17 protein-coding genes are annotated in these 21,206 nt (G+C 71.3%); 8 read left to right on the top strand and 9 right to left on the bottom strand.

From position 1 onward, the window contains the following. Positions 1 to 75 precede the first annotated feature (75 nt). From DA085_RS17360 to DA085_RS21405, 4 genes are all read left to right on the top strand, one after another. Entirely contained in the window at positions 76 to 912 is an 837-nt protein-coding gene (locus DA085_RS17360) for a pyruvate, water dikinase regulatory protein (protein ID WP_109474248.1), read from the top strand. Positions 913 to 1,039: 127 nt separating this feature from the next. Further along, entirely contained in the window at positions 1,040 to 3,703 is a 2,664-nt protein-coding gene (ppdK, locus tag DA085_RS17355; protein WP_109474247.1) for a pyruvate, phosphate dikinase, read from the top strand. A 2-nt stretch (positions 3,704 to 3,705) separates the two neighbouring features. Next, positions 3,706 to 4,521, top strand: a complete 816-nt coding sequence (locus DA085_RS17350; protein WP_109474246.1) for a (2Fe-2S)-binding protein — start codon at positions 3,706 to 3,708, stop codon at positions 4,519 to 4,521. A gap of 24 nt (positions 4,522 to 4,545) precedes the next feature. Then, positions 4,546 to 4,833, top strand: coding sequence for a hypothetical protein (locus DA085_RS21405; RefSeq protein ID WP_109474245.1), 288 nt, complete (start codon positions 4,546 to 4,548; stop codon positions 4,831 to 4,833). A gap of 19 nt (positions 4,834 to 4,852) precedes the next feature. On the opposite strand, the gene DA085_RS17340 is transcribed toward DA085_RS21405, so the two are convergent. Continuing rightward, a complete protein-coding gene (locus tag DA085_RS17340) occupies positions 4,853 to 6,043 on the bottom strand; it encodes an amidohydrolase (RefSeq protein ID WP_109474244.1) in 1,191 nt (396 codons plus the stop codon). Positions 6,044 to 6,445: 402 nt separating this feature from the next. Between DA085_RS17340 and DA085_RS17335 the strand changes: the two genes are divergently transcribed. Next, positions 6,446 to 6,694, top strand: coding sequence for a WhiB family transcriptional regulator (locus DA085_RS17335; protein WP_109474243.1), 249 nt, complete (start codon positions 6,446 to 6,448; stop codon positions 6,692 to 6,694). 21 nt (positions 6,695 to 6,715) lie between these two features. Here the strand turns inward: DA085_RS17335 and DA085_RS17330 are convergent, their stop codons facing one another. Beyond that, positions 6,716 to 8,242, bottom strand: coding sequence for a sensor histidine kinase (locus DA085_RS17330; protein WP_109474242.1), 1,527 nt, complete (start codon positions 8,240 to 8,242; stop codon positions 6,716 to 6,718). Positions 8,243 to 8,337: 95 nt separating this feature from the next. Further along, complete coding sequence (locus DA085_RS17325) at positions 8,338 to 13,131, bottom strand: NAD-glutamate dehydrogenase (protein WP_109474241.1); 4,794 nt, start codon at positions 13,129 to 13,131, stop codon at positions 8,338 to 8,340. A 182-nt stretch (positions 13,132 to 13,313) separates the two neighbouring features. Between DA085_RS17325 and DA085_RS17320 the strand changes: the two genes are divergently transcribed. Then, positions 13,314 to 13,781: a hypothetical protein gene (locus DA085_RS17320; RefSeq protein ID WP_109474240.1), complete on the top strand. Its 468-nt coding sequence runs from the start codon at positions 13,314 to 13,316 to the stop codon at positions 13,779 to 13,781. Positions 13,782 to 13,785: 4 nt separating this feature from the next. After that, complete coding sequence (locus DA085_RS17315) at positions 13,786 to 14,289, top strand: DUF2505 domain-containing protein (RefSeq protein ID WP_109474239.1); 504 nt, start codon at positions 13,786 to 13,788, stop codon at positions 14,287 to 14,289. A 52-nt stretch (positions 14,290 to 14,341) separates the two neighbouring features. On the opposite strand, the gene pruA is transcribed toward DA085_RS17315, so the two are convergent. From pruA to DA085_RS17290, 5 genes are all read right to left on the bottom strand, one after another. Further along, positions 14,342 to 15,970: an L-glutamate gamma-semialdehyde dehydrogenase gene (pruA, locus tag DA085_RS17310; protein ID WP_109474238.1), complete on the bottom strand. Its 1,629-nt coding sequence runs from the start codon at positions 15,968 to 15,970 to the stop codon at positions 14,342 to 14,344. 77 nt (positions 15,971 to 16,047) lie between these two features. Further along, positions 16,048 to 16,485, bottom strand: coding sequence for a DUF6912 family protein (locus tag DA085_RS17305; RefSeq protein ID WP_109474237.1), 438 nt, complete (start codon positions 16,483 to 16,485; stop codon positions 16,048 to 16,050). An 11-nt stretch (positions 16,486 to 16,496) separates the two neighbouring features. Beyond that, on the bottom strand, positions 16,497 to 17,912 hold the full coding sequence (locus DA085_RS17300; RefSeq protein ID WP_109474236.1) for a WS/DGAT/MGAT family O-acyltransferase: 1,416 nt from the start codon (positions 17,910 to 17,912) through the stop codon (positions 16,497 to 16,499). 12 nt (positions 17,913 to 17,924) lie between these two features. Further along, positions 17,925 to 19,268: a CpaE/TadZ family protein gene (locus DA085_RS17295; RefSeq protein WP_202619296.1), complete on the bottom strand. Its 1,344-nt coding sequence runs from the start codon at positions 19,266 to 19,268 to the stop codon at positions 17,925 to 17,927. A gap of 40 nt (positions 19,269 to 19,308) precedes the next feature. After that, entirely contained in the window at positions 19,309 to 19,980 is a 672-nt protein-coding gene (locus tag DA085_RS17290) for a CpaB family protein (RefSeq protein WP_109474235.1), read from the bottom strand. Positions 19,981 to 20,159: 179 nt separating this feature from the next. Between DA085_RS17290 and DA085_RS17285 the strand changes: the two genes are divergently transcribed. Continuing rightward, positions 20,160 to 20,411: a helix-turn-helix domain-containing protein gene (locus DA085_RS17285; RefSeq protein WP_109474234.1), complete on the top strand. Its 252-nt coding sequence runs from the start codon at positions 20,160 to 20,162 to the stop codon at positions 20,409 to 20,411. Between the two features lie 86 nt (positions 20,412 to 20,497). On the opposite strand, the gene DA085_RS17280 is transcribed toward DA085_RS17285, so the two are convergent. Beyond that, the gene (locus DA085_RS17280) at positions 20,498 to 21,058 is read right to left on the bottom strand and encodes a hypothetical protein (RefSeq protein WP_154402241.1); all 561 of its coding nucleotides are present in this window, start codon (positions 21,056 to 21,058) and stop codon (positions 20,498 to 20,500) included. Positions 21,059 to 21,206 lie beyond the last annotated feature (148 nt).

Raw genomic sequence — 21,206 nt, 5'->3', positions numbered from 1 at the left:
CACGTGCAGTCCCGTCCCGCCGTCCCCGACCCCGGTGCCCGTGGCGCGGACCCGGCCGCCCGACATACTGGGCGCATGAGTGGCCCACCACTGGAACTGCACGTCGTCGCCGACTCGACCGGCGACACCGCCGCCCGGGTGGCCCGCGCCTCCGCCGCGCAGTACGCCACCTATGACGTGCGGATCATCCGGCACCCACGGGTCACCTCGGCCGAGGGCCTGCGCGCGGTGATCCGCAACCTGGACCCGACGCGGCACCGGATGGCGGTCTTCTCCACCGTGGTCGATGACGAGCTGCGGGCCCTGGTCGCCCAGCTCTGCGCCGAGCGCGGCATCGCCCACGCCGACCTGCTCGACCCGGCCCTCAGCGCCCTGCAGGCCGCGACGGGAGCGGCCCCCGAGCGGGTCATCCGCCCGGTCGGCGTCGGCGAGGACTACTTCAAGCGGATCCAGGCGATGGAGTTCGCCATCGCCAACGACGACGGCCACCTGACCAACCCCCTCACCCAGGCCGACATCGTCCTCATCGGGGTGTCGCGGTCCGGCAAGACCCCCCTGTCGATGTACCTGGGCTACCTGGGCTACCGGACGGCCAACATCCCGCTGGTCCGTGGCATCGACCCGCCGGACGAGCTGTTCCGGGTGGACCGCTGGAAGATCGTCGGGTTGACCCTCGACCCGGAGCGGCTCAAGGAGATCCGGCAGAAGCGGGTCCGGGCCCTGGGCAGCCTGCGCCAGAGCGACGGCTACACCGAGCTGGTCCGGATCTACGACGAGCTCGACGAGGTCGGCGCGATCCAGCGCCGGCTGGGATGCCCGGTCATCGACACGACGGCCCTGGCCCTCGAGGAGGCGGCCGGTCGTGTCATCGAGATCGTCGACCGCCGTCGCGAGGCCGCGACCGGGAGCTGACCCCCCGGGTGTCGGGAAACTCACGTCCCCGGCCGCGGCCTGCACCTCCTGGTGCCAGTAGTGTGCCCACATGGAGACGGTGCGGCCCGTCCCCCGAGCACACGACGTCACTGAGGAGACGCCTGACATGAGCGACGACGCCCAGAACACCCGATACCTCTACGACCTCGCCGACGGCGACGCGTCGATGAAGGGCCTGCTCGGCGGGAAGGGGGCCAACGTCGCGGAGATGATGCGTCTCGGGGTTCCGGTGCCGGACGGTTTCACGATCACGACCACCGCCTCGATCGACTCCATGAAGGCCGGTGGCACGTGGCCGGAGTCACTGTGGGCCGAGACCCAGGAGGCCCTGGAGCGGCTCGAGGAGCGCACCGGTCGGCGGCTCGGCTCCGCGGAGCGCCCGCTGCTGGTGTCCGTCCGCTCCGGTGCGGTCGTCTCGATGCCCGGGATGATGGACACCATCCTCAACCTCGGCATCGGCGACGACACGGTCGAGGCCCTGGGCGCCGAGGCGGACAACGCCCGGTTCGCGTGGGACTCCTACCGGCGCTTCATCCAGATGTACGGCGAGGTCGTGGAGGGCGTGCCCGCGCACGCGTTCGAGGACGAGCTGACGGCGCTGAAGCGCACGCGCGGTGTGGAGCACGACACCGACCTGTCGATCGAGGACCTGCAGGAGCTCGTCGAGAAGTTCAAGGGCGTGGCCCGAGAGCACATGGGTGCCGAGTTCCCGACGGACCCCCGGGAGCAGCTGCAGCGGGCGATCGACGCCGTCTTCCGCTCCTGGATGAACCCCCGGGCCGGGGTCTACCGCAAGGCCCACGGCATCCCGGACACCCTGGGCACCGCGGTCAACGTGATGCAGATGGTCTTCGGCAACCGCGGTGACACCTCCGCCACCGGCGTGTGCTTCACCCGCAACCCCTCCACCGGCGCCCAGGAGCTCTACGGCGAGTTCCTCGTCAACGCCCAGGGCGAGGACGTCGTGGCCGGCATCCGCACCCCGCGGCCGCTCGCGGAGATGGAGTCGGTGCTGCCGGAGGCCTACAGCCAGCTGCTCGAGACGATGAAGCGTCTGGAGGGCCACTACGGCGACATGCAGGACATCGAGTTCACCGTCGAGGAGGGCAAGCTCTACCTCCTGCAGACCCGCAACGGCAAGCGCACCGCCCCCGCCGCCTTCAAGGTCGCCCGGGACCTGGTCGAGGAGGGCGTGATCACCCGCGAGCAGGCGCTGCGCCGCATCGAGGCCGCCCAGCTCGACCAGCTGCTGCACCCCGCGATCGACCCGGAGCACGGGCAGAAGCCGATCACCAAGGGGCTCAACGCCTCCCCCGGTGCCGCTGTCGGCGAGGTCGTGTTCGACTCCGACACCGCCGAGACCCGTGGCAAGGCGGGCGACCACGTCATCCTCGTGCGGTGGGAGACCACCCCCGACGACATCGCCGGCACCATCGCCGCCCAGGGTGTGCTCACCGCGCACGGCGGGATGACCTCGCACGCGGCCGTCGTGGCCCGCGGCATGGGCAAGCCCTGTGTGGCCGGTGCGTCCGCGGTCAAGATCGACGCCAACGCCAAGAGGCTCACGATCGGCGACACCGTCCTGCACGAGGGCGACACGATCACCCTCGACGGTTCGACGGGTGAGGTCTATGTGGGGGCGCTGGAGCTCGTCCCGCCGCAGGTCAACGAGGACTTCTCGGCCGTCGTGGGCTGGGCCGACGAGGTGCGCCGGATGGACGTGCGCGCCAACGCCGACAACGGTGAGGACGCTGCCCGCGCCCGGGAGTTCGGTGCCCAGGGCATCGGGCTGTGCCGCACCGAGCACATGTTCATGGCCGAGGACCGGCTTCCTGCGGTCCGCGAGATGATCCTCGCCGACGACGAGGACGCCCGCGCCACCGCGTTGGAGAAGATCCTGCCCATGCAGCAGGCGGACTTCGAGTCGATCTTCGAGGCGATGTCCGGCCTGCCCGTCACGATCCGGTTGCTCGACCCGCCGCTGCACGAGTTCCTGCCCGACCTGGTCGAGCAGGCGCTGCTCGTCCAGCGTCTGGAGCTGCAGGGCGGCGACGAGCAGGAGCTGCGCGACGCCCGCCTGCTGCTCAGCCAGATCAAGAAGCTCACCGAGATGAACCCGATGCTCGGCACCCGCGGTGTCCGGCTCGCGCTCCTGTACCCGGAGATCCCGACGATGCAGGTGCGGGCGATCGCCCGCGCCGCGTTCGCGGTCGCCGACCGCGGGGGCGAGCCGATCGTGGAGATCATGGTCCCGCTCGTCGGCTATGCCGAGGAGCTCCGCCGGATGCGTGAGGTCATCGACACGACCCTGGCGGAGGAGTTCGCCGAGAGCGGCAAGGAGTTCGCCTACACCGTCGGCACGATGATCGAGCTGCCCCGGGCCGCCGTCGTCGCCGACCAGATCGCCGAGCACGCCGACTTCTTCTCCTTCGGCACCAACGACCTGACCCAGACCGGCATCGGCATCTCGCGGGATGACGCGGAGGGCTCGTTCCTGGCCGCCTACGTGGACTCGGAGGTGGTCCCGGCGAACCCGTTCGCCTCGATCGACGTCGACGGAGTCGGTGGCCTGGTGCGCCTGGGCACCGAACGTGGTCGCAGCACCAAGGCTGACCTCAAGGTCGGGGTCTGCGGTGAGCACGGCGGCGACCCTGCCTCGATCTCGCTGTTCGAGTCGATCGGGCTCAGCTACGTCTCCTGCTCGCCGTACCGCGTGCCGATCGCACGCTTCTCCGCCGCGCGCGCGGTGCTCGACGCACAGCAGGACTGAGAGTGGGTGCGAACCCGCACCCACCGGACCCGACCCGGGGTGTGCCGGACGTCCCTTCCCCGGCGAGCCCCGGCATACCTCCGGGCCCCGCGGAGCGGGCGAGGGACCTCACGGCCCTCGGTGGCTTCGCCGTGTGGCAGGTGGAGCGCGACGGGTTGGTCCCGCTGCCGGCCGCCCTCCGGGCCGACGCGCTCCTCGACCGCTTCGCGGCCACGCGGGCCGGGCTCGCGGCAGCGACCGGTCTGCCGACCGAGGACGTCCTGACCCGCACCGCCGTGTCCGCCGCACAGGTGGGCCTGGTCTCCCGGCTGTGGTCCGTGGCGCTGGCCTCGGTCGCGCTGCACTCGTGGGTCCCCGACCTGCGCGCGGAGCAGCTCCTGGTCGCCGGCTCGCACCGCAACCCCTCACCGATGGCCCTGAAGGAGCCCACCGCGGGGCACCGGGTGCACGACACCAGCGAGGCGGTCACCGTGGTCGGCGACCTGGTGGTGCACGGCGCTGTCGCGGACGTGACGGAGGCCTGCCGGGAGCACGGCAGCACCTCGGCCAACGTGCTCGTGAGCAACGCCGCCTCCTCGCTCGTGGCCGCCGCCCGGGTGATCGGCCGCGCGGTGCCCGCGCAGTCGGCCGCCCTCGATCGGCTGGCCCGGTCACTGCTGGAGCTGCCGTGGCTCGCGGCGGGCGGTGGCTACCGGCCCGCTGACGGCACCGAGGAGTTCAAGCGCACCGGCTGCTGCCTGTACTACCGCCTTCCCGGACACGGCCTGTGCCCGGACTGCGTGCTGGTCCGGCCCGGTCGTCCCGCCAGCGCGCACTGACCGTCCCGGGCATACGCTCACGGTGTGCCCAGGCGCCCGAAGAAGAAGTGCTGCCTCAGCACGCCCCGGTGCGCCCGGTGCCCACTCCGGATGCTGGCCGAGGGAACCCTTCCCGAGGGTTACGCCGTGCGGAGACGCCGGCTCGTGAAGGTCGCCGCCGGCCCGGACGTGGACGCGGGCAAGGGCAAGGGCACCAAGCACAAAGGCACCAAGGACAAAGGCACCAAGCACAAAGGCGCCAAGCACAAAGGCACCAAGCACAAAGGCGCCAAGCACAAAGGCAAGAGCACGAGCGCCAGGGGCAAGGGCTGACCCCCGCCCCTGGCCACCCTCACCGGGGCCGGACCGAGCCCTCCCCCGTCTCACTGTCGTAGGTGTAGACCTCACGTCCGTCGATCCACACCCGCAGGGCGCGGGACTGCAGGTCGAGCGGGTCACCGGACCAGAGCACCAGATCGGCATCCTTGCCCGGTGTCAGGGAACCCACCCGGTCATCGACGCCCATCACCCGCGCCGGGTTGAGAGTGACCGAGCGCAGGGCGGCGTCCCGGTCCATCCCCTCGCGGACCGCCAGGGCAACCTGGGTCGTGAGGTGCTCGATCGGCACCACCGGGTGGTCGGTGATGATCGACACCGCGACGCCGGCACGGTCGAGGATCCCGGGGGCCTTGGCACTCCGGTCCCGCACCTCGACCTTGGAGCGGCTGACGATCAGCGGGCCGTACAGGACCGGCACCCCCTTCTCGGCCACGAGGTCGGCGACCTTGTAGCTCTCCGTGCCGTGGTCCAGGACCAGCTGGTAGCCGAACTCCTCGGCGATGCGGATCGCCGTGGCGATGTCGTCGGCGCGGTGACAGTGCTGGCGCCACGGGATCTCACGGTTGAGGACCTGCACGAGCGCCTGGTTGACCAGGTGCCCCTCGGCATACTCTCCCTCCTCCGTGCCCTTCGCCGTCTTCTCGAGGTAGTTGCGGGCCTCGGTGAACGCCTTGCGCAGGATCAGGGCGACCCCCATGCGCGTGGAGGGCGTCTTCTTCTGCTCCCCGTAGACCCGCTTGGGGTTCTCGCCGAGGGCGGCCTTCAGGCCGGACGGGCTCCGGAGCACCATCTCGTCCACGTAGCGGCCGTAGGTCTTCACGGCCACCGTCAGACCGCCGATCGGGTTGCCCGAGCCGGGGTTGACGTTCACGGAGGTGATGCCGCCGCCCAGGGCGTCGTCGAAGCCCTGCTCGCGGGGGTTGATGCCGTCCAGCGCCCGGGCCGCAGCCATCACGGGGTCCGTCATCTCGTTCGTGTCCTGACCGGCCCATCCCTCGCCCTCCTCCCAGACCCCGAGGTGGACGTGCGCGTCGATCAGGCCGGGCAGGACCCACTGGCCGCGGGCGTCGACGACCTCCGCCCCGTCCGGCACCGTGATGTCCGCGCCGAGGGCGGTGATCCGGCCCTCGTCGACGAGGACGGTCCCCTCGAAGGGGGCACCGTCCACGGGGACGACGTGCGCGTTGGTGATGGCCAGGGTCATGGAGATCCTCCTGAGTCGGGTGCGGTATGGTCGACCGACCGAGCCCGAGACCGGTTGACCGACCGGTTCATGAGCCTAGTCCGAGCGCCGTGTCGCCCCGCCGACCGGTGTCCTGGGACTGGTGTGACTCATCACTCAGTGTTCTCAGGAGGTTTCTCGTGAGAAACGCTTGTGCCCGGTTCAACTACCTGTGAGGATGGGAACACTGTGCTCACGGCCTGCGTTGGCACAGCATGATCGACCAGAGCACAGAGCGGTGCCCTGCGGCGTGAGCGGACGCGTACGCACGCGAGGTTCCGCGTCTCACGCTACACCAGACACCGGGGTCCACTGACCCGGGTCATCCGCACGACACCCGGCCCCGCGAGACGCGCCCGGGACAATGACACGAGGAGCACATAGATGGATTGGCGCAATCGCGCTGCCTGCCTGGACGAGGACCCGGAGCTGTTCTTTCCGATCGGCAACACCGGCCCCGCCCTGCAGCAGATCGAGGAGGCCAAGGCCGTCTGCCGACGCTGCCCGGTCATGGACACGTGCCTGAAGTGGGCTCTGGAGACCGGACAGGACGCCGGTGTGTGGGGCGGCCTGTCCGAGGACGAGCGCCGCGCCCTCAAGCGCCGGAAGGCACGCGCCCGCCGAGCCGGCTGAACGCCGTCGCAGACGCGCCTGTCAGCTCTCTGCCGACAGACCCCGGAGCCGCACGACGAACCGCACCACGGTTCCGTGCGGCTCCTGCGTCTCCCAGGAGATCTCACCACGCAGGTCGCCGATCAGGGCCTGCACGATCTGCATCCCGAGGCCGGTTCCCGGCTGGTGCCCCTCGGGGAGCCCCCTGCCGTCGTCCGACACCGTCACCGTGAGCAGGTCCCCGCCCGGCGCGGACGTCGGCTGGTCGCCTGCCCTCGTCGCCTCCGCCCGCGAGGCCTCCACGACGACCGTGCCCACCGGCGCACCGTCCTCCGTGGGCCGGCTCGTGTCGAAGGCGTGCTCCACGGCGTTGTGCACCAGCTCCGCCAGGATCATGGCCAGGGGCGTGGCGTCCTCGGCCCGGATGCGGCCGAACGTCCCCCGGTGCTCGGCGGCCACCCGCGCCCCGCCCTGCGAGGCGACCTCGACCGTGGCCCGGGCGATCCGCACCGCGATCTCGTCGAACAGCACCGTCTCGTCGAAGCCGTGGCTCAGGGTGTCGTGCACGAGCGCGACCGTGGCGACCCTGCGCCCGGCCTCCTGGAGCGCCGCGCGGGCGCCGGCATCACCCATCCGCCGCGACTGGAGCCGGAGGAGTGCCGAGACCGTCTGCAGGTTGTTCTTGACCCGGTGGTGGATCTCACGGATCGTCGCGTCCTTGGTCATCAGCTCGCGCTCGCGGCGGCGCAGCTCACTGACGTCGCGCAGCAGGATCATCGCGCCGTAGCGGGAGCCGTGGTCCAGGAGGGGGACCGCGCGCAGGGTCAGGTTGATCCGGACCGTCTCGATCTCGGTCCCCCACGGGGCCCGCCCCGTCAGCACCAGCGGCATGGTCTCGTCGAGCGTGACACCGGTGGGCAGCCGCGCGGTGACGATCTCGGAGAGGTCCGCACCGGCGACCTGGTCGGTGTGGCCCAGCCTGCGCAGTGCCGAGATGCCGTTCGGGCTGGCGTACTCGATGAGCCCGTCGGCATCCAGCCGCAGCACCCCGTCACCTACCCGGGGGGTGCCGCGTCCGACGCCGGTCGGGGCCAGCTCGCTCGGGAAGGCGCCCTGTCCGATCATCCGGAGCAGGGCCTGGGCGAGCTGGACGTAGTTGACCTCCAGGCCACCCTGCTGCCGCATGCTGTGCAGATCGGTGTGGCGGACCAGGACGCCGACGGCGCGGCCGGCCCGCACCACGGGAACGTACTGCTCCCGCACCGACTCCGCCTGGGGCGGGTCCACGGGCCGTATGGTGCGCAGCACCTGGTCGAGGATCTCCCGTCGTCCCGGGTCGGGGGTGTTGCCGACGACGTCGTCGTGGTAGAAGTTCGGCCCGGTCGTGGGGCGGGCGTGGGCGACCAGGACCCAGTCGTCGGGCGGATCGTCCGTCGGCACCCAGAGGGTCAGGTCCGAGAACGACAGGTCCGCCACCATCTGCCAGTCCCCGACGAGTCGGTGGAGCCAGTCGGCGTCAGCGCGCGAGAGGGCCGCCTTGTGGTCGAGCACGTCACGGAGGGTCGGCACGTCCGCAGACTACCCCCGGAGCCCCCGGGTCGTGTCCGCGCGGGGCCGGACCGCACCGTGAGACCGGGTGGTGCCCTGCGGCGCTGCGCCGGGGACTAGCTGCTGCCCTGGCGCACCAGGCCGCGCAGGGTCCGCAGGGCGACCGACAGGGGTCCCATGCCCGGCGTCTCCAGCCGGTCGACGTTGCTCAGGACCTGGCTCACGCGCGTCAGCGACTCCGCATGGGTCTCGCTCCACACCGCCAGCGCCCGGGCACCCTGGACCGAGCTCTCGGTGTTGCCGAGAACGGTGCGCGTCAGCGCCTTCAGGACGCCGTACAGGTCGTCGCGCATCGCACCCCTGGCCAGGGAGTCCCACCGGTCCTGACGCGGCAGTGCAGCCACCCAGTTGAGCAGTGCGTCGATCCGGAAGCGCTCGGACACAGCGAAGTACAGCTCCGCCGTCTCCTCCAGCGGGCGCCCGGTCTCCTCGGAGACCTCCACGATGTCGAGCGTCGAGAAGGAGTCCAGCAGCCCCGCATACGTCAGCACCAGGTCCTCGGGGACGCCACCGCTGCGGGCCTCCTCCGCCTGGCGCTCGAAGCGCTCCCGCTCAGCGGCCTGCAGGTAGGTGCCCAACCGGGGCCGCAGCGTCGTGACGGCCGTGCTGAACCGCGCGATCTCGCTGTCCATCTCCCCGGTCAGCGACTGGTTGTTGAGGAACCAACGGACGCTACGGTCCATCAACCGCCGGAACTCCAGGTACAGCTTGGTCTGCAGCTGGGTGGGGACGACGTTGTCGAGGGCCTCGACCTGCGCCATGTAGCCGGCCATGTCGAACACCGAGCGGCACACCACGAAGGCCCGGGCGATCTGCGGCGCGTTGGCACCGGTCTCCTCGGTGCAACGGAACGCAAAGGTGATGCCCCCGCGGTTGACCATGTCGTTGGCCAGGTCGTTGACGACGATCTGGCGCCGGAGCGGGTGCTCGTCCAGCCTGGCCCCCAGCTCCTCCCGGAGCGGCGCGGGGAAGTATCCCTGCAACGTGTCCTCGAAGAACGCGGCATCCGGGAGGTCGGACTCGGTGAGTCTGTTCTTCAGGTCCAGCTTGGAGTAGGCGACGAGCACGGAGAACTCCGGGGAGGTCAGTCCCGTGCCGCTGGCCTCGTGCTCCTGCATCCCGCGGTCGTCCGGAAGGAACTCCAGGCGACGGTCCAGGCCCGCGTGCTCCTCGAGATAGTCCATCAGCCTGCGGTGGACCGGCGCCATGACGCCGCCCTGGTCGCGGGCGTTGCCGATGAGCACATTCTGCTCGTAGTTGGTCCGCAGCACCTTGGCGGCGACCTCGTCGGTCATCGAGGCCAGCAGCTCGTCGCGCTGCTCCAGGCTCATCGCGCCCTCGGCCACGACGGGAGCGAGCGCGATCTTGATGTTGACCTCGTGGTCGGAGGTGTCCACGCCCGCGGAGTTGTCGATGGCGTCGGTGTTGATGTGGATGCCGGCCCGGGCCGCCTCGATCCGCCCTCGCTGGCTGAAGCCGAGGTTCCCGCCCTCGCCGACGACCCTGACCCGCAGGTCGCTGCCGTTGATCCGGATAGCGTCGTTGGCCCGGTCACCGATGTCGCTGTGGCTCTCCTGGGCCGACTTCACGTAGGTGCCGATGCCACCGTTCCAGAGGAGGTCGGCCGGCGCCTGCAGCACCGCCCGCAGCAGCTCGTTGGGTGTCAGTGAGGTCACGTCTGCGCCGAGCCCCAGCACCTCCCGGACCTGCGGGGTGAGCGGGATCGCCTTGGCCGAGCGCGGGTGGACGCCGCCGCCCTCACTGATCAGCGACGGGTCGTAGTCGGCCCAGCTGGATCCCGGCAGGTCGAAGAGCCGGCGGCGCTCGGCATACGACCGTGCGGCGTCCGGGTGGGGGTCCAGGAAGACGTGCCGGTGGTCGAAGGCCGCCACGAGTCGGATGTGCTCGGACAGGAGCATCCCGTTGCCGAAGACGTCACCGCTCATGTCGCCGATGCCGACCACGGTGAAGTCCTGCGTCTGCGTGTCGTGACCCAGCTCCCGGAAGTGCCTCTTGACCGACTCCCAGGCACCCCTGGCCGTGATGCCCATGCCCTTGTGGTCGTAGCCGGCGGAACCACCCGACGCGAACGCATCATCCAGCCAGAAGCCGTAGTCGCGGGAGACCGAGTTGGCGATATCGCTGAACTTCGCGGTGCCCTTGTCCGCCGCGACGACGAGATAGCTGTCGTCGCCGTCCCTGCGCACCACGTTCTCCGGCGGCACGATGTCGCCACCCACGCGGTTGTCGGTGACGTCCAGCAGTCCCTTGATGAAGATCCGGTAGCAGCCGATGCCCTCGTTGAGCCAGGCCTCGCGGTCGCTGGGGTCGGGCAGCTGCTTGGCGAAGAAGCCGCCCTTGGACCCGGTGGGCACGATGACCGCGTTCTTGACCATCTGCGCCTTGACCAGGCCGAGCACCTCGGTGCGGAAGTCCTCGCGGCGGTCGCTCCAGCGCAGGCCGCCGCGGGCGACGGCGCCGAAGCGGAGGTGGACGCCCTCGATGCGCGGGGCGTAGACCCAGATCTCGTAGGCCGGGCGGGGCTCGGGCAGGCCCTCGATGTCCTGTGGGCTGAGCTTGAGCGAGACGTGAGGCTTGGGGCGGCCGTCCTCGTCCAGCTGGTAGAAGTTGGTCCGGAGCGTGCCCTCGACGACCGAGACCAGCTGCCGGATGATCCGGTCCTGGTCGAGGCTGGCCACGTCGTTGAGCGCCTCGTGGATCCTGGCGATGACCGCTGCCGCCGCCCCGTCACGCGTATCGGCGTCGGCCCCGGTGGACGGGTCGAACCTGGCCGTGAAGAGCTCCACGACCATGCGCGCGATGTGCGGGTTGGCCACCAGCGCCGCCTCGAGGTAGTCGAGGCTGAAGGAGCCGACCTGGCGCAGGTAGCGGACCAGGGTGCGCAGGACCACGATGGAGCGCCACGACAGGTCCGCGTCCAGCACGAGGGCGTTCAGGCTGTCGCTCTCGCCCTGTCGGCTCCAGGCGACCTCGAACGCCTCCTCGAAGTCGGCGGCCACCTCCTCGGCGGTGCGCAGCTCGTCGCTCTCCCAGGCGTGCGGGTCGGATGCCCGGAGGCCGAAGTCGTAGATGCGCATGGCGATGTCGTCGGCGTCCTCCTCCACGACGTACGGGCGCTCGTCGGTGACCTGGACGCCGAGGTGGCTGAAGATGGGCATCGCCTCGGTCAGCGTCATGGCGTCCTGGCGGTAGAGCTTGAGGCGACGCTCCTCCGGGGGTGCACCCTCCTCGGCATACAGGTGCAGTCGCATCGCCCGGCGCGGGTCGGTGACCACCGACCGGATCCGCGCCAGGTCCGCGTAGCCGGTTGCCGGATCGAAGTCCTCCTTGTACCCCTCCGGGAAGGCCGCCGAGAAGCTCGCCGCGGTGTCCCCGACGGTCTCGTCCTCCTCGTGCTCCTGGATGACGTCGCTGAGCTTCTCCTGCCAGGTCCGCATCGCATCCTGCACCCGCTCCTCGAGCGCCGCGGTGTCGACGTCCGGGATGTTGCCACCGGCCGGCATCCGGAGGACGAAGTGCACCTGCGCCAGCGCGGCCTCACCGACCCTGGTGGTGTAGTCCACCGTGTCGGCACCGTAGGCCTCCTGCAGGATGCGCTCGATGCGCAGGCGGACCGCGGTGTTGAACCGGTCCCTGGGCAGGAAGACCAGCACGGAGACGAACCGCCCGAACTCGTCCTTGCGGACCAGCATCCGGGAGCCACGTCGCTCCAGCAGGTGCAGCACCTCGTGGGCACTGTCGGCCAGCCAGTCGGTGTCCGCCTGGAACAGCTCGTCGCGGGGGTAGTTCTCCAGCACCCCCATGAGGTCCTTGCCCGAGTGGCTGTCCGGCGCGAAGCCGCTGCGGGCCAGGATCGTGCGGACCTTGCCACCGATAACCGGCAGCCGGGAGACGGACTCGGCGTAGGCGCTCTGCGTGAACAGCCCGAGGAACCGGCGCTCGGCGACGACCGCTCCCTGCTCGTCGAACTTCCGCACCCCGATGTAGTCGAGGTAGACGGGCCGGTGCACGCTGGCCCGCGAGTTGGCCTTGGTGATCGTCAGGAGCCGTGGGTCCCGGGCGGTGGCCACCGCCTCCGGGCGCAGCCTGCTCACCGAGGGGGGCTTCCCCTCCTCCATCCGCAGGATGCCCAGACCGGTCTGCGGCACCGAGCGGAGCGCCTCCGTGCCGTCCTCCTCGATCAGCTCGTACTCTCGGTAGCCGAGGAAGGTGAAGTGGTTGTCCTCCAGCCAGCTGAGGAACTCGATCGTCGGCTGCACCGTCGCGGGGTCCACGGTGTCCGGCACCCCCGCACGCAGCTCCTCGATGAGGTCACGCACCTTGGCGCGCATCGCGGCCCAGTCCTCACAGGCCCGGCGCACGTCACTGAGCACGACGGCCAGGCGGTCCTGCAGGTCCTGCCGTGAGCCCTCACGCGGCAGGCGGTCGATCTCCAGGTGCATCCACGACTCGACCAGGTCCCCCTCCGCGGCGTCCGTGGGGTCGACGTCCGCCACCTCGTGGGAGTCGCCGCTGCGGCGCACGACCAGCTGGGGGTGGACCAGCACGTGGACGGCCAGGCCCCGCCGGCTCAGCTCACCGAGGACCGAGTCGACCAGGAAGGGCATGTTGTCGGTCACGACCTGGACGACCGTATGCCGTGAGGTCCAGCCGTCCTCCGCGCGCGAGGGGTTGAACACACGGACCTCGGGGTGAGCCGGCTCGCGCCGGCGCGACAGCTCGGCGACCTGCCCCGCGATCACCTCCCGCACCTCCGGCTCCCGCGCCACCAGGTCGGTGTGCGCAACGTGACGGTAGAACCGGTCCAGCAGCGTGTCGTCGGACGACATGATCAGGCATTCTCCTGTAGGTGCGTGCCGCGTCGGCGCACCTCGGCGTGCGCCGCCCCGAGCCTATCGCCCGCCCCACCCTCCGGCGGGACCGGGGCCGGGCGTCCGGCGCGCCGCACGGGGCGTCCAAGGCCGGTGGACAACGCTCCCCCCTGTCACCCGTCGAACGTAGGGTGTGCGGCATGTCCGGGACGCCCCCTCACCTGCACCTCCTCGGCCTGGCCGAGGAGCTGAGCAGTGCACCGGTGCACCTCGGCGACCCGGCAGCAGAGAGCCTGTTGTGCCACCTGCTCGACCGGGTCCTCGACGCCGTGGTCGATGTCACCCAGGGCCGCGGCACGCTGTCCCGCCCCGGCCTCGCACGGGCACCGGAAGCCCCGTCGGGCCGGCCGGCCGACCTGGGCTCCGCCGATCTCGCCTCCTGCTCGGCGCTGGCCGCGCAGTGCCACCGCCTGGCTGCGCACCTGGGCGAGTGCCGGGACCTGCCGCTCGCCCGGGAGGTGGAGGTTTCCCTACGCACGATCGGCGACGGGCTGCAACGGCTCGTCCAGGACCTTCCCGCGACGAACCCGTCGGCAGCGCGCCAGCGGTTCCTGCGGGCCCTGCGTGGCGCCTCGGCACGGCTGGACGCCGCAGCGCCCCTAGAGTGAGGCCATGAGGATCCACGAGACGGTCGAGCACGCGGCCTCCCCCCAGCAGGTGTTCGACATGCTCTGCACCGCGGAGTACCAGGAGCTCAAGTGCGTGCGCAGCGGTGCGCTCGAGCACGAGGTCGCCATCGAGGTCGAGGACGACGCCCGCACCGTCGTCACGCGCCGCCGCCTCCCCACCGACGGGTTCCCAGACTTCGCCCGCAAGTTCGTCGGTGACAGCGTCGACGTCGTGGAGACCCAGGTCTGGGGCCTGACCCCCGACGCAGAGGGTGGGCACACCGCCTCGCTGCACGTGGAGATCCCGCGCACGCCGGTCTCCATGTCGGGCAGCGTCGTGCTCGCGGCCGGCGAGTCCGGCACAGAGCACACCGTCGAGGGCGAGCTCAGGGCCAACGTGCCGTTCATCGGGGGCAAGGTCGAGGCCGCGGTGGCCCCGATCCTGGCCCGCGCCCTGCGTCTGGAGGGCAAGCTCTCCAGGGAGTGGTTCGGGCAGCACTCCGCCTGACCTCGGACGGCCGGCTCGGGTCCGAGCCGGCCGTCCGCGGCGCGGGTCGCCGTCAGCCCATGTGCGGGTAGCGCCAGTCCGTCGGAGCCACGAAGGTCTCCTTGATGGACCGGGCGCTGGCCCAGCGCATGAGGTTCTGCATGGACCCCGCCTTGTCGTTGGTCCCGGACGCCCGGGCGCCACCGAAGGGCTGCTGCCCGACGACCGCACCGGTCGGCTTGTCGTTGATGTAGAAGTTGCCTGCGGCGAAGCGCAACCTCTCGGTGGCCAGCGCCACCGCCGCCCGGTCCCGCGCGATGATCGCGCCGGTGAGGGCGTAGCCGGCCACGGACTCCATCTGGGTGAGCGTCTGCTCGAACTGGTCGTCGGGGTAGACGTGGACGGCGAGGATCGGGCCGAAGTACTCCGTGGTGAACGTGTCGTGCGTGGGGTCGGACACCTCCAGCACGGTCGGTCGCACGAAGTAGCCCACGGAGTCGTCGTAGGTGCCGCCGGCGACAACAGTGACTGCCTCGTCGGCCCGCGCCCGGTCGAGCACGTCCTTGTGCTTGGCGAACGCCCGGTCGTCGATGACCGCTCCCATGAAGTTGCTGAGGTCGCGGACGTCACCCACCGGCAGCCCGTCGGTGATCTCCGCCAGCTCGTCCTTGAGCCGGGCCCAGAGCGAGGCCGGCACATAGGCCCGCGAGGCCGCCGAGCACTTCTGGCCCTGGTACTCGAACGCGCCACGGATCATGGCGGTGCGCAGGACGTCGAGGTCGGCCGAGGGGTGGGCGACGATGAAGTCCTTGCCACCGGTCTCGCCCACGATGCGGGGGTAGGAGCGGTAGCTGGCGATGTTGGCGCCGATCTGTCCCCAGAGCATCTGGAAGACCCTGGTCGACCCGGTGAAGTGGATGCCCGCCAGGTCGGGATGGGCCAGGGCCACGTCGGAGACCTCGGTGCCGTGCCCGGTGACCATGTTGATCACGCCGGGCGGCAGACCGGCCTCGGTCAGCACGTCCATCACGACCGACGCCGCCCGCTGCTGGGTGGTGGCCGGCTTCCAGACCACGGTGTTGCCCATCAGGGCCGGTGCCGTCGGCAGGTTGCCGGAGATGGCGGTGAAGTTGAAGGGCGTGACGGCGTAGACGAAACCCTCGAGCGGGCGCTGGTCCGTGCGGTTCCACACCCCCTTGGAGTTCCGGATCGGCTGGTCCTCGAGGATCTGGCGCCCGTAGTGGACGTTGAAGCGCCAGAAGTCGATGAGCTCACAGGCGGCGTCGATCTCTGCCTGGTAGGCGGTCTTGGACTGACCGAGCATGGTCGCCGCGTTGATCCGCGCGCGCCAGGGCCCGGACAACAGCTCGGCTGCGCGCAGCAGGATCGCCGCCCGGTCGTCGTAGTCCATCGCCGCCCAGCCGGGAGCGGCCTCGTGAGCCGCGTCGATGGCTGCGGTGGCGTCGGCGGCCTGGGCGTTGCGCAGCGTGCCCAGCACCTCGTGGTGGGCGTGCGGCTGCACGACATCGATGGCCTCGCCGCCACCGACGACCGGCTCGCCACCGATCACGTGCGGCAGGTCCACCGGGTTCGCGGCCATCTCGGCGAGCGCCGCCTCCAGGTCCGCCCGCTCGGCGCTGCCGGGCGCAAAGTCGTTCACCGGCTCGTTGATCGGATCAGGGACCCTTGTCACGGCATCCATCGGGCTGCTCCTCCAGTCGTTTGTGGGGTCTCCTCGTCGAGACCCGTCATCATCATTCCGACTCCATCATCACAGGCTCACAGGAGGGAACGAACGTGGGCCAGCTCGGTGGCGTCGTACCAGGAGAGCTCGATGAGTCCCGCGTCGGCTGAGACGGTTGGCACCTCACCGAGCAGGTCGTCGCCCACGTGCAGCGAGGCGATGCGCGGCAGGCTGACCGGCCCGTGCACGGTCACGCGCGAACCGGTGGACGCGGAGTCCTCGATCGTGTCCCTCCCGACGTCCGCTGCCGCGACGACCACCGGCAGGCCCGCCTCGTGGCAGTGGGCGGCCGCGTCCTGCAGGGCGGCATACTCCCAGGACTCCTCGTCGCCGGTCGGGTCGGACCCGCGCACCGACTCGGTGACGACGAAGGCCACCAGGTCCCCCTGCATACTGCCTTGCTCGTGGAGCTCCTCCACCTGGCCTGCGGTGAGGGGGAGGTAGCACCGGATCTGCTGCGGGATCACTGCCATTGCTGTCTCCTTCAGTCGTCGTCGGCGACGAGCTCGGCGAGCGCCGAGTCGATGCACTCGGCCAGCACGCCGAGGTCGGGCATGGCATCACGGTCGGCGTTGAGCCCGAGGTAGACCCGGCCGTCGTAGGAGGTCAGCCCGATCGCCAGCGCCTGCCCCTGGGCCAGCGGGATCACGGGATAGGTCGCCTCCAGCCGGGCGGGTCCGGCAAACCGGGCGTCCTGCGGACCCGGCACGTTGCTGATGACCAGGTTGAACACCCGGCGCGACATCGCACTGGCCGCCCGCGCCGCCATCGAGTGCAGGGTCGGCGCGGCGAAACCGGCGAGACCGGCGATGCCGGCGGCGCCGATGGCGCGTCCGTCGCGCAGCTGCTTGCCCATGCGGTAGCTGACCTGCTGCAGCCGCATCGCGGGGCTCGGTTCCCCGATCGGCAGGTCGACGAACAGGGCGACGACCGGTCCCCCGACACGGGACTCGCCCTCGACGTCCTCCACGGACAGCGGCACCATCGCCCGCAAACTGCTGGAGGCGCTGATCGGTTCCCCCCGCGTCATCAGCCACTCGCGGAGCGCACCGGTGAGCGTGGCGAGGACGACGTCGTTCACCGTGACGTGGCCGAGGTCCCCGGCCCCGAACCTCCGGCGGCGGACCTGGCGGAAGTCCTCCAGGTCGAGGTCGATGAGGTGCACCCGTCTGGCGGCGCCCACCGGCCCGTTGAGGGGCGTGTCCGGCGCCGGGCTGGCAGCGGTGCGCACCAGCGCGGTCCCCGCCTGCTGGGCGACCTCCGCGACCCGCGCACCCGTGTGCCGCAGGTCCTGCACACCCGCGCGGAGGCCGTCCCACAGGCGCCGGGGAGAGGTCGCGGTGGTGATCGCCGAGCGGGTGATGAGCTCGACGTCGCTGGGCTCCGGTGAGGGGCTCCAGGTCTGCACGATCGGCACCACGTCCCCCGCGGCCTCGTCCAGGATGACCTGTCCGATATCCAGCCCGTGGACACCGTCCACCATGGCCTGGTGGGTCTTGGTGACCAGGGCGAACCGGTCGTCCTCCAGCCCCTCGACCAGGTAGATCTCCCAGAGCGGTCGGGCGCGGTCCAGCCGTCGCGACTGGATGCGGGCGACGAACTCGGCCAGCTGTTCCATCGTGCCCGGTCGCGGTAGGCCGGAGCGACGCACGTGGTAGGCCAGGTCGAAGTCTGCGTCGTCCACCCACACGGGTCCGCCGAGTCCGGCAGGCACCTGGCGGACCCGCTGACGGTAGCGGTGGACGTAGGCGATCCGGTTGGCGACGAGGTCGAGCAGGGTGTCGTAGTCGAAGCCCGCCTCAGGGTTCTGGAAGACGAGGACGGAACCGACGTGCATGGCAGTGACCGGCCCCTCGAGATACAGGAAGGAGGAGTCGACGGGGGTCAGTCGGTCTAGCACGGCCCCATCGTGTCAGACCCGTGCTCGCCGACGCGCCAGCCGGCTCTGGCTCAGCGGGGCGAGGTCGCGGCCACCGACCCGGGCGGCGAGCTCGCGCAGCCCGGCCCTGGCAGGGCTCGTGGGGCGCGCTTCCCGCAGGGTCCGCCCGGCGAGCACGGAGGCATCGACGCCGTCCTGGTCATCGGCGACCAGGACCAGGTCCGTGAGGCCGGCGAAGCGCTCCAGCGCCTCGCGGACCCGTCGCGCGGGATCCTTGCCGACCGCGCCGGCGCGCAGGCGGTTGACCACGACCGTCGTGGGCGCCGCCGAGACCTCGGCGAGCTGGTCGAGGCCGCGGACCAGACGCTGCAGCGACACCGGGTCGGAGGAGCCGACCACCACGACGTGGTCGGCGACGTCGAGCGCGGCGAGGGTGGCGCCGTTGCGCCGCGGAGCCGTGGTGTCGAAGCTCAGCTCCTCGTCGGCCTCCAGACAGAACCCGGTGTCGACCACCGTGAGCGGAACGGTCGCGGCACACACGGCGAGGACGTCCTGGACAGCGTGCTCCCGCAGCTCGGTCCAGCGGTCGGGCCGGGGCATGCCGGTGAGCACCCGCAGCCCGGCCGTCACCTCGGGGGTCATCCGGTTGAGCCCGGCCCGGTCCAGCGTGCCCTGGTCGGCCGCCCGCGCCGCGGCCGCCACACCGGGGGCCTCGTCGAGCACCGCCAGGAGCTGCGCGACGGAGGCTCCGTAGGTGTCGAGGTCGGCAAGGAGGACCGGGTGCTCTGGCTCGGCCAGCTCCGCGGCGAGGTTGACGGCGACCGTGCTCCGGCCCGGCGAGCCCACCGGTCCCCACACGGCCACCACCCTGCCCGGCTCGTCAGCTAGGAGCGGTGGCACCCCACGGGGCGGGTCCTCCCCTCCGGCGGGGTCGCCGTGGTCCTCCTGCGTATGCCGAGGGGCCGGGCCAGCAGGTGCCTGGCCCGGACCGGTGGTCGCCCCGGCAGGCTCCTCCCCCGCCCCGGTGTCCAACAGCTCGGCGAGGGCGGCGTCGAGCACGGTCTGGTCGGCGTCCACGGGCACCACGACCGGCACGGCCCACCGACGCAGCATCCGTTCGCCGGCCTCGTCGTCCGGTCGGTGGACACCCAGGACCAGCAGGTGCGCGGCCTGCAGCTGCCGGATCGCCTCCCGGTCGAGTCCCCTCAGCTCCGCCGACACGACCGCGACCTGACCGATGCCGGCGGCCGCGGCACCGAGCAGCTCGGCGAGGTCGGCGCAGCGACGCACGACGTGCACCGCCCTGCTGCTGCCGAGCCGGGTCGTCAGGTCGGCCTCGTAGCGAGGGGTCACCGCGGTCAGGAGCGGCAGGCTCACGGTGCCTCCAGCGCGCGGACCCGTGGGGCCACGGCGGGGCTCACCCTGCCGCGCCCGGTGCGGGCACCAGCGTGACCTTGGCCTCCTGGTCGACGCTGGAGATGACGTCTCCCACGCGGTCGGCGGGCACCACCACCTGGACCGCTGCCCGGCCGATCCCCATGCCCAGCCCGTTGGAGGTGCTCGGGGTCCGTGCGACGACGGCGCGGCTCAGCAGCAGCTCCGGCTCCAGGTAGGCCGTGCCCGTCTGGTCGGGGTCGCGCCGGCTCACCCAGACGTCGACGACGGTGCCGACCGTGAACGTCTGTGCGGTGGCCGGGTCGATCGGCACGGTGACCGTCTTGTCGTGCGCCTGGCTCGCGCTGCCGAGCGACTCCGCAGGGATCAGCTCACCCTCGCCGACCTGCCGGAGGGCGACCGTGCCCTCGGCGAGCGCCTGCGTGGCGTCCACGTAGTGGGCCAGGGGTGCCTCCATCCGCACGTTCACGGGGACCAGGTCCTCGGTCACGATCTCCTGGCCGGGCAGGAGGGGGCGCGCCGCCGCATACACCGGGGTGCTCTCGTCGAGCGCGGCCACCACCCGCACGCCACCGGCGATGGACACGAGCACGAGGAGCGCCCCCACGAGCAGCCGGGTGTCCCGCCAGCCGGGCCGGCGCAGCCGGCGCGCCGTGGGCACGAGGTCCTGCTCCTGCCGGTCTGCGCCCCTCACATCTCCCCCTCGCGCGAGCCGTGCTCGCTCGTCGTGCTCTGCCGGTGGCCACGGTAGTGCGCCTCCAGCGGGTGCCGCTCATCTTGTCCACAGGGCTGCAGCACGGACCACCCACACGAAGTAAAATCCCCGTCAAGGTTCGCCACCCCGGCGTTCCTGTGACCGGATGGAGCTGCCCCGTGGAGCCACGGTTCCTGACCCTGACCGATGTCGCGGAGACCCTGAACATCACGATGGCGCAGACCAAGGCGCTGGTGCGCAGCGGCTCCCTGCCGGCTGTGAAGATCGGTGGCCGAGGCGTCTGGCGGGTCGAGGTCAGCATGCTCGAGGACTACATCGAGCGCATGTATGCCGAGACCCGGGAGGCCATCGAGCGCACCAACAGCGAGGCGCAGGTGCCTCCCGCCGACGCGCGGGGCGAGGGCTCCTGACCGGTCACTGACCCGGCTGCTGGACCACACCGCCCGGGCCTCGATGCCGGTGCAGCTGCGGGGCCTCCGGTCCCCCAGCTCACGCGTCACCGGCGTGCCACAGAGACCAGCGCACTGTAGGGGACCGACACCACGGTCTGCACCTCACGCGACCGGCGGGGCAGGTCCTCGGGGTGGGTGCTGAGGTCGAGGTGGTCCGCGCCCACCCGGTCGATGGTCCCGGTCAGCACCTCACCGTCGATCAGGAGCACCCGGGCCACGGCCCGGTCGCGGCTGAGAGCCCGCAGGGCGTGCCGCAGGTCCAGCCGACGCTCCACCCGACTGATGCGCCCCTGGTCGGAGCGTCCAGACAGCCCGAGGACGGTCATCAGGTGCGCGGTCACCACGAGGACCTCGTGGTCCCGGGGGGACCGCTGCTCGACCAGCACGAGCCAGTCCTGCGCCACCTCACCGAGGACGCCCTCCAGGACGGCGCCGCCGCGCAGTCCGAGTCGCACCCTGGTGCCGACATCGGCCAGCAGCCGCTCGGTGAGCCGCACGCTCCCCCTCGCGGCGCGCGTCTGCTCCGCCACCTCGCCCCGCAGCTCGGCGGCCTCCCGGGCAGCCAGCTGCGCCTCGAGGTCGTCGAACAGGTCGGACCATCGCATGAGGCCGATTGTGCCGCAGTCTGCCGGGTCCGGTCCCTTGTCCACAGGTCGGAGATCCTCTTGCGCACGGTCCGCGCATGCGCTCTAATACCCTTCTAGTGACCGCAACTGAACGCAATCGAACGCATGACGCTGGTTTGGGAGGGTG

It is taken from the genome of Ornithinimicrobium cavernae (assembly GCF_003121625.1).
GTDB lineage: Bacteria > Actinomycetota > Actinomycetes > Actinomycetales > Dermatophilaceae > Ornithinicoccus > Ornithinicoccus cavernae.
This window is presented reverse-complemented; position numbering and strand designations above follow the sequence as displayed.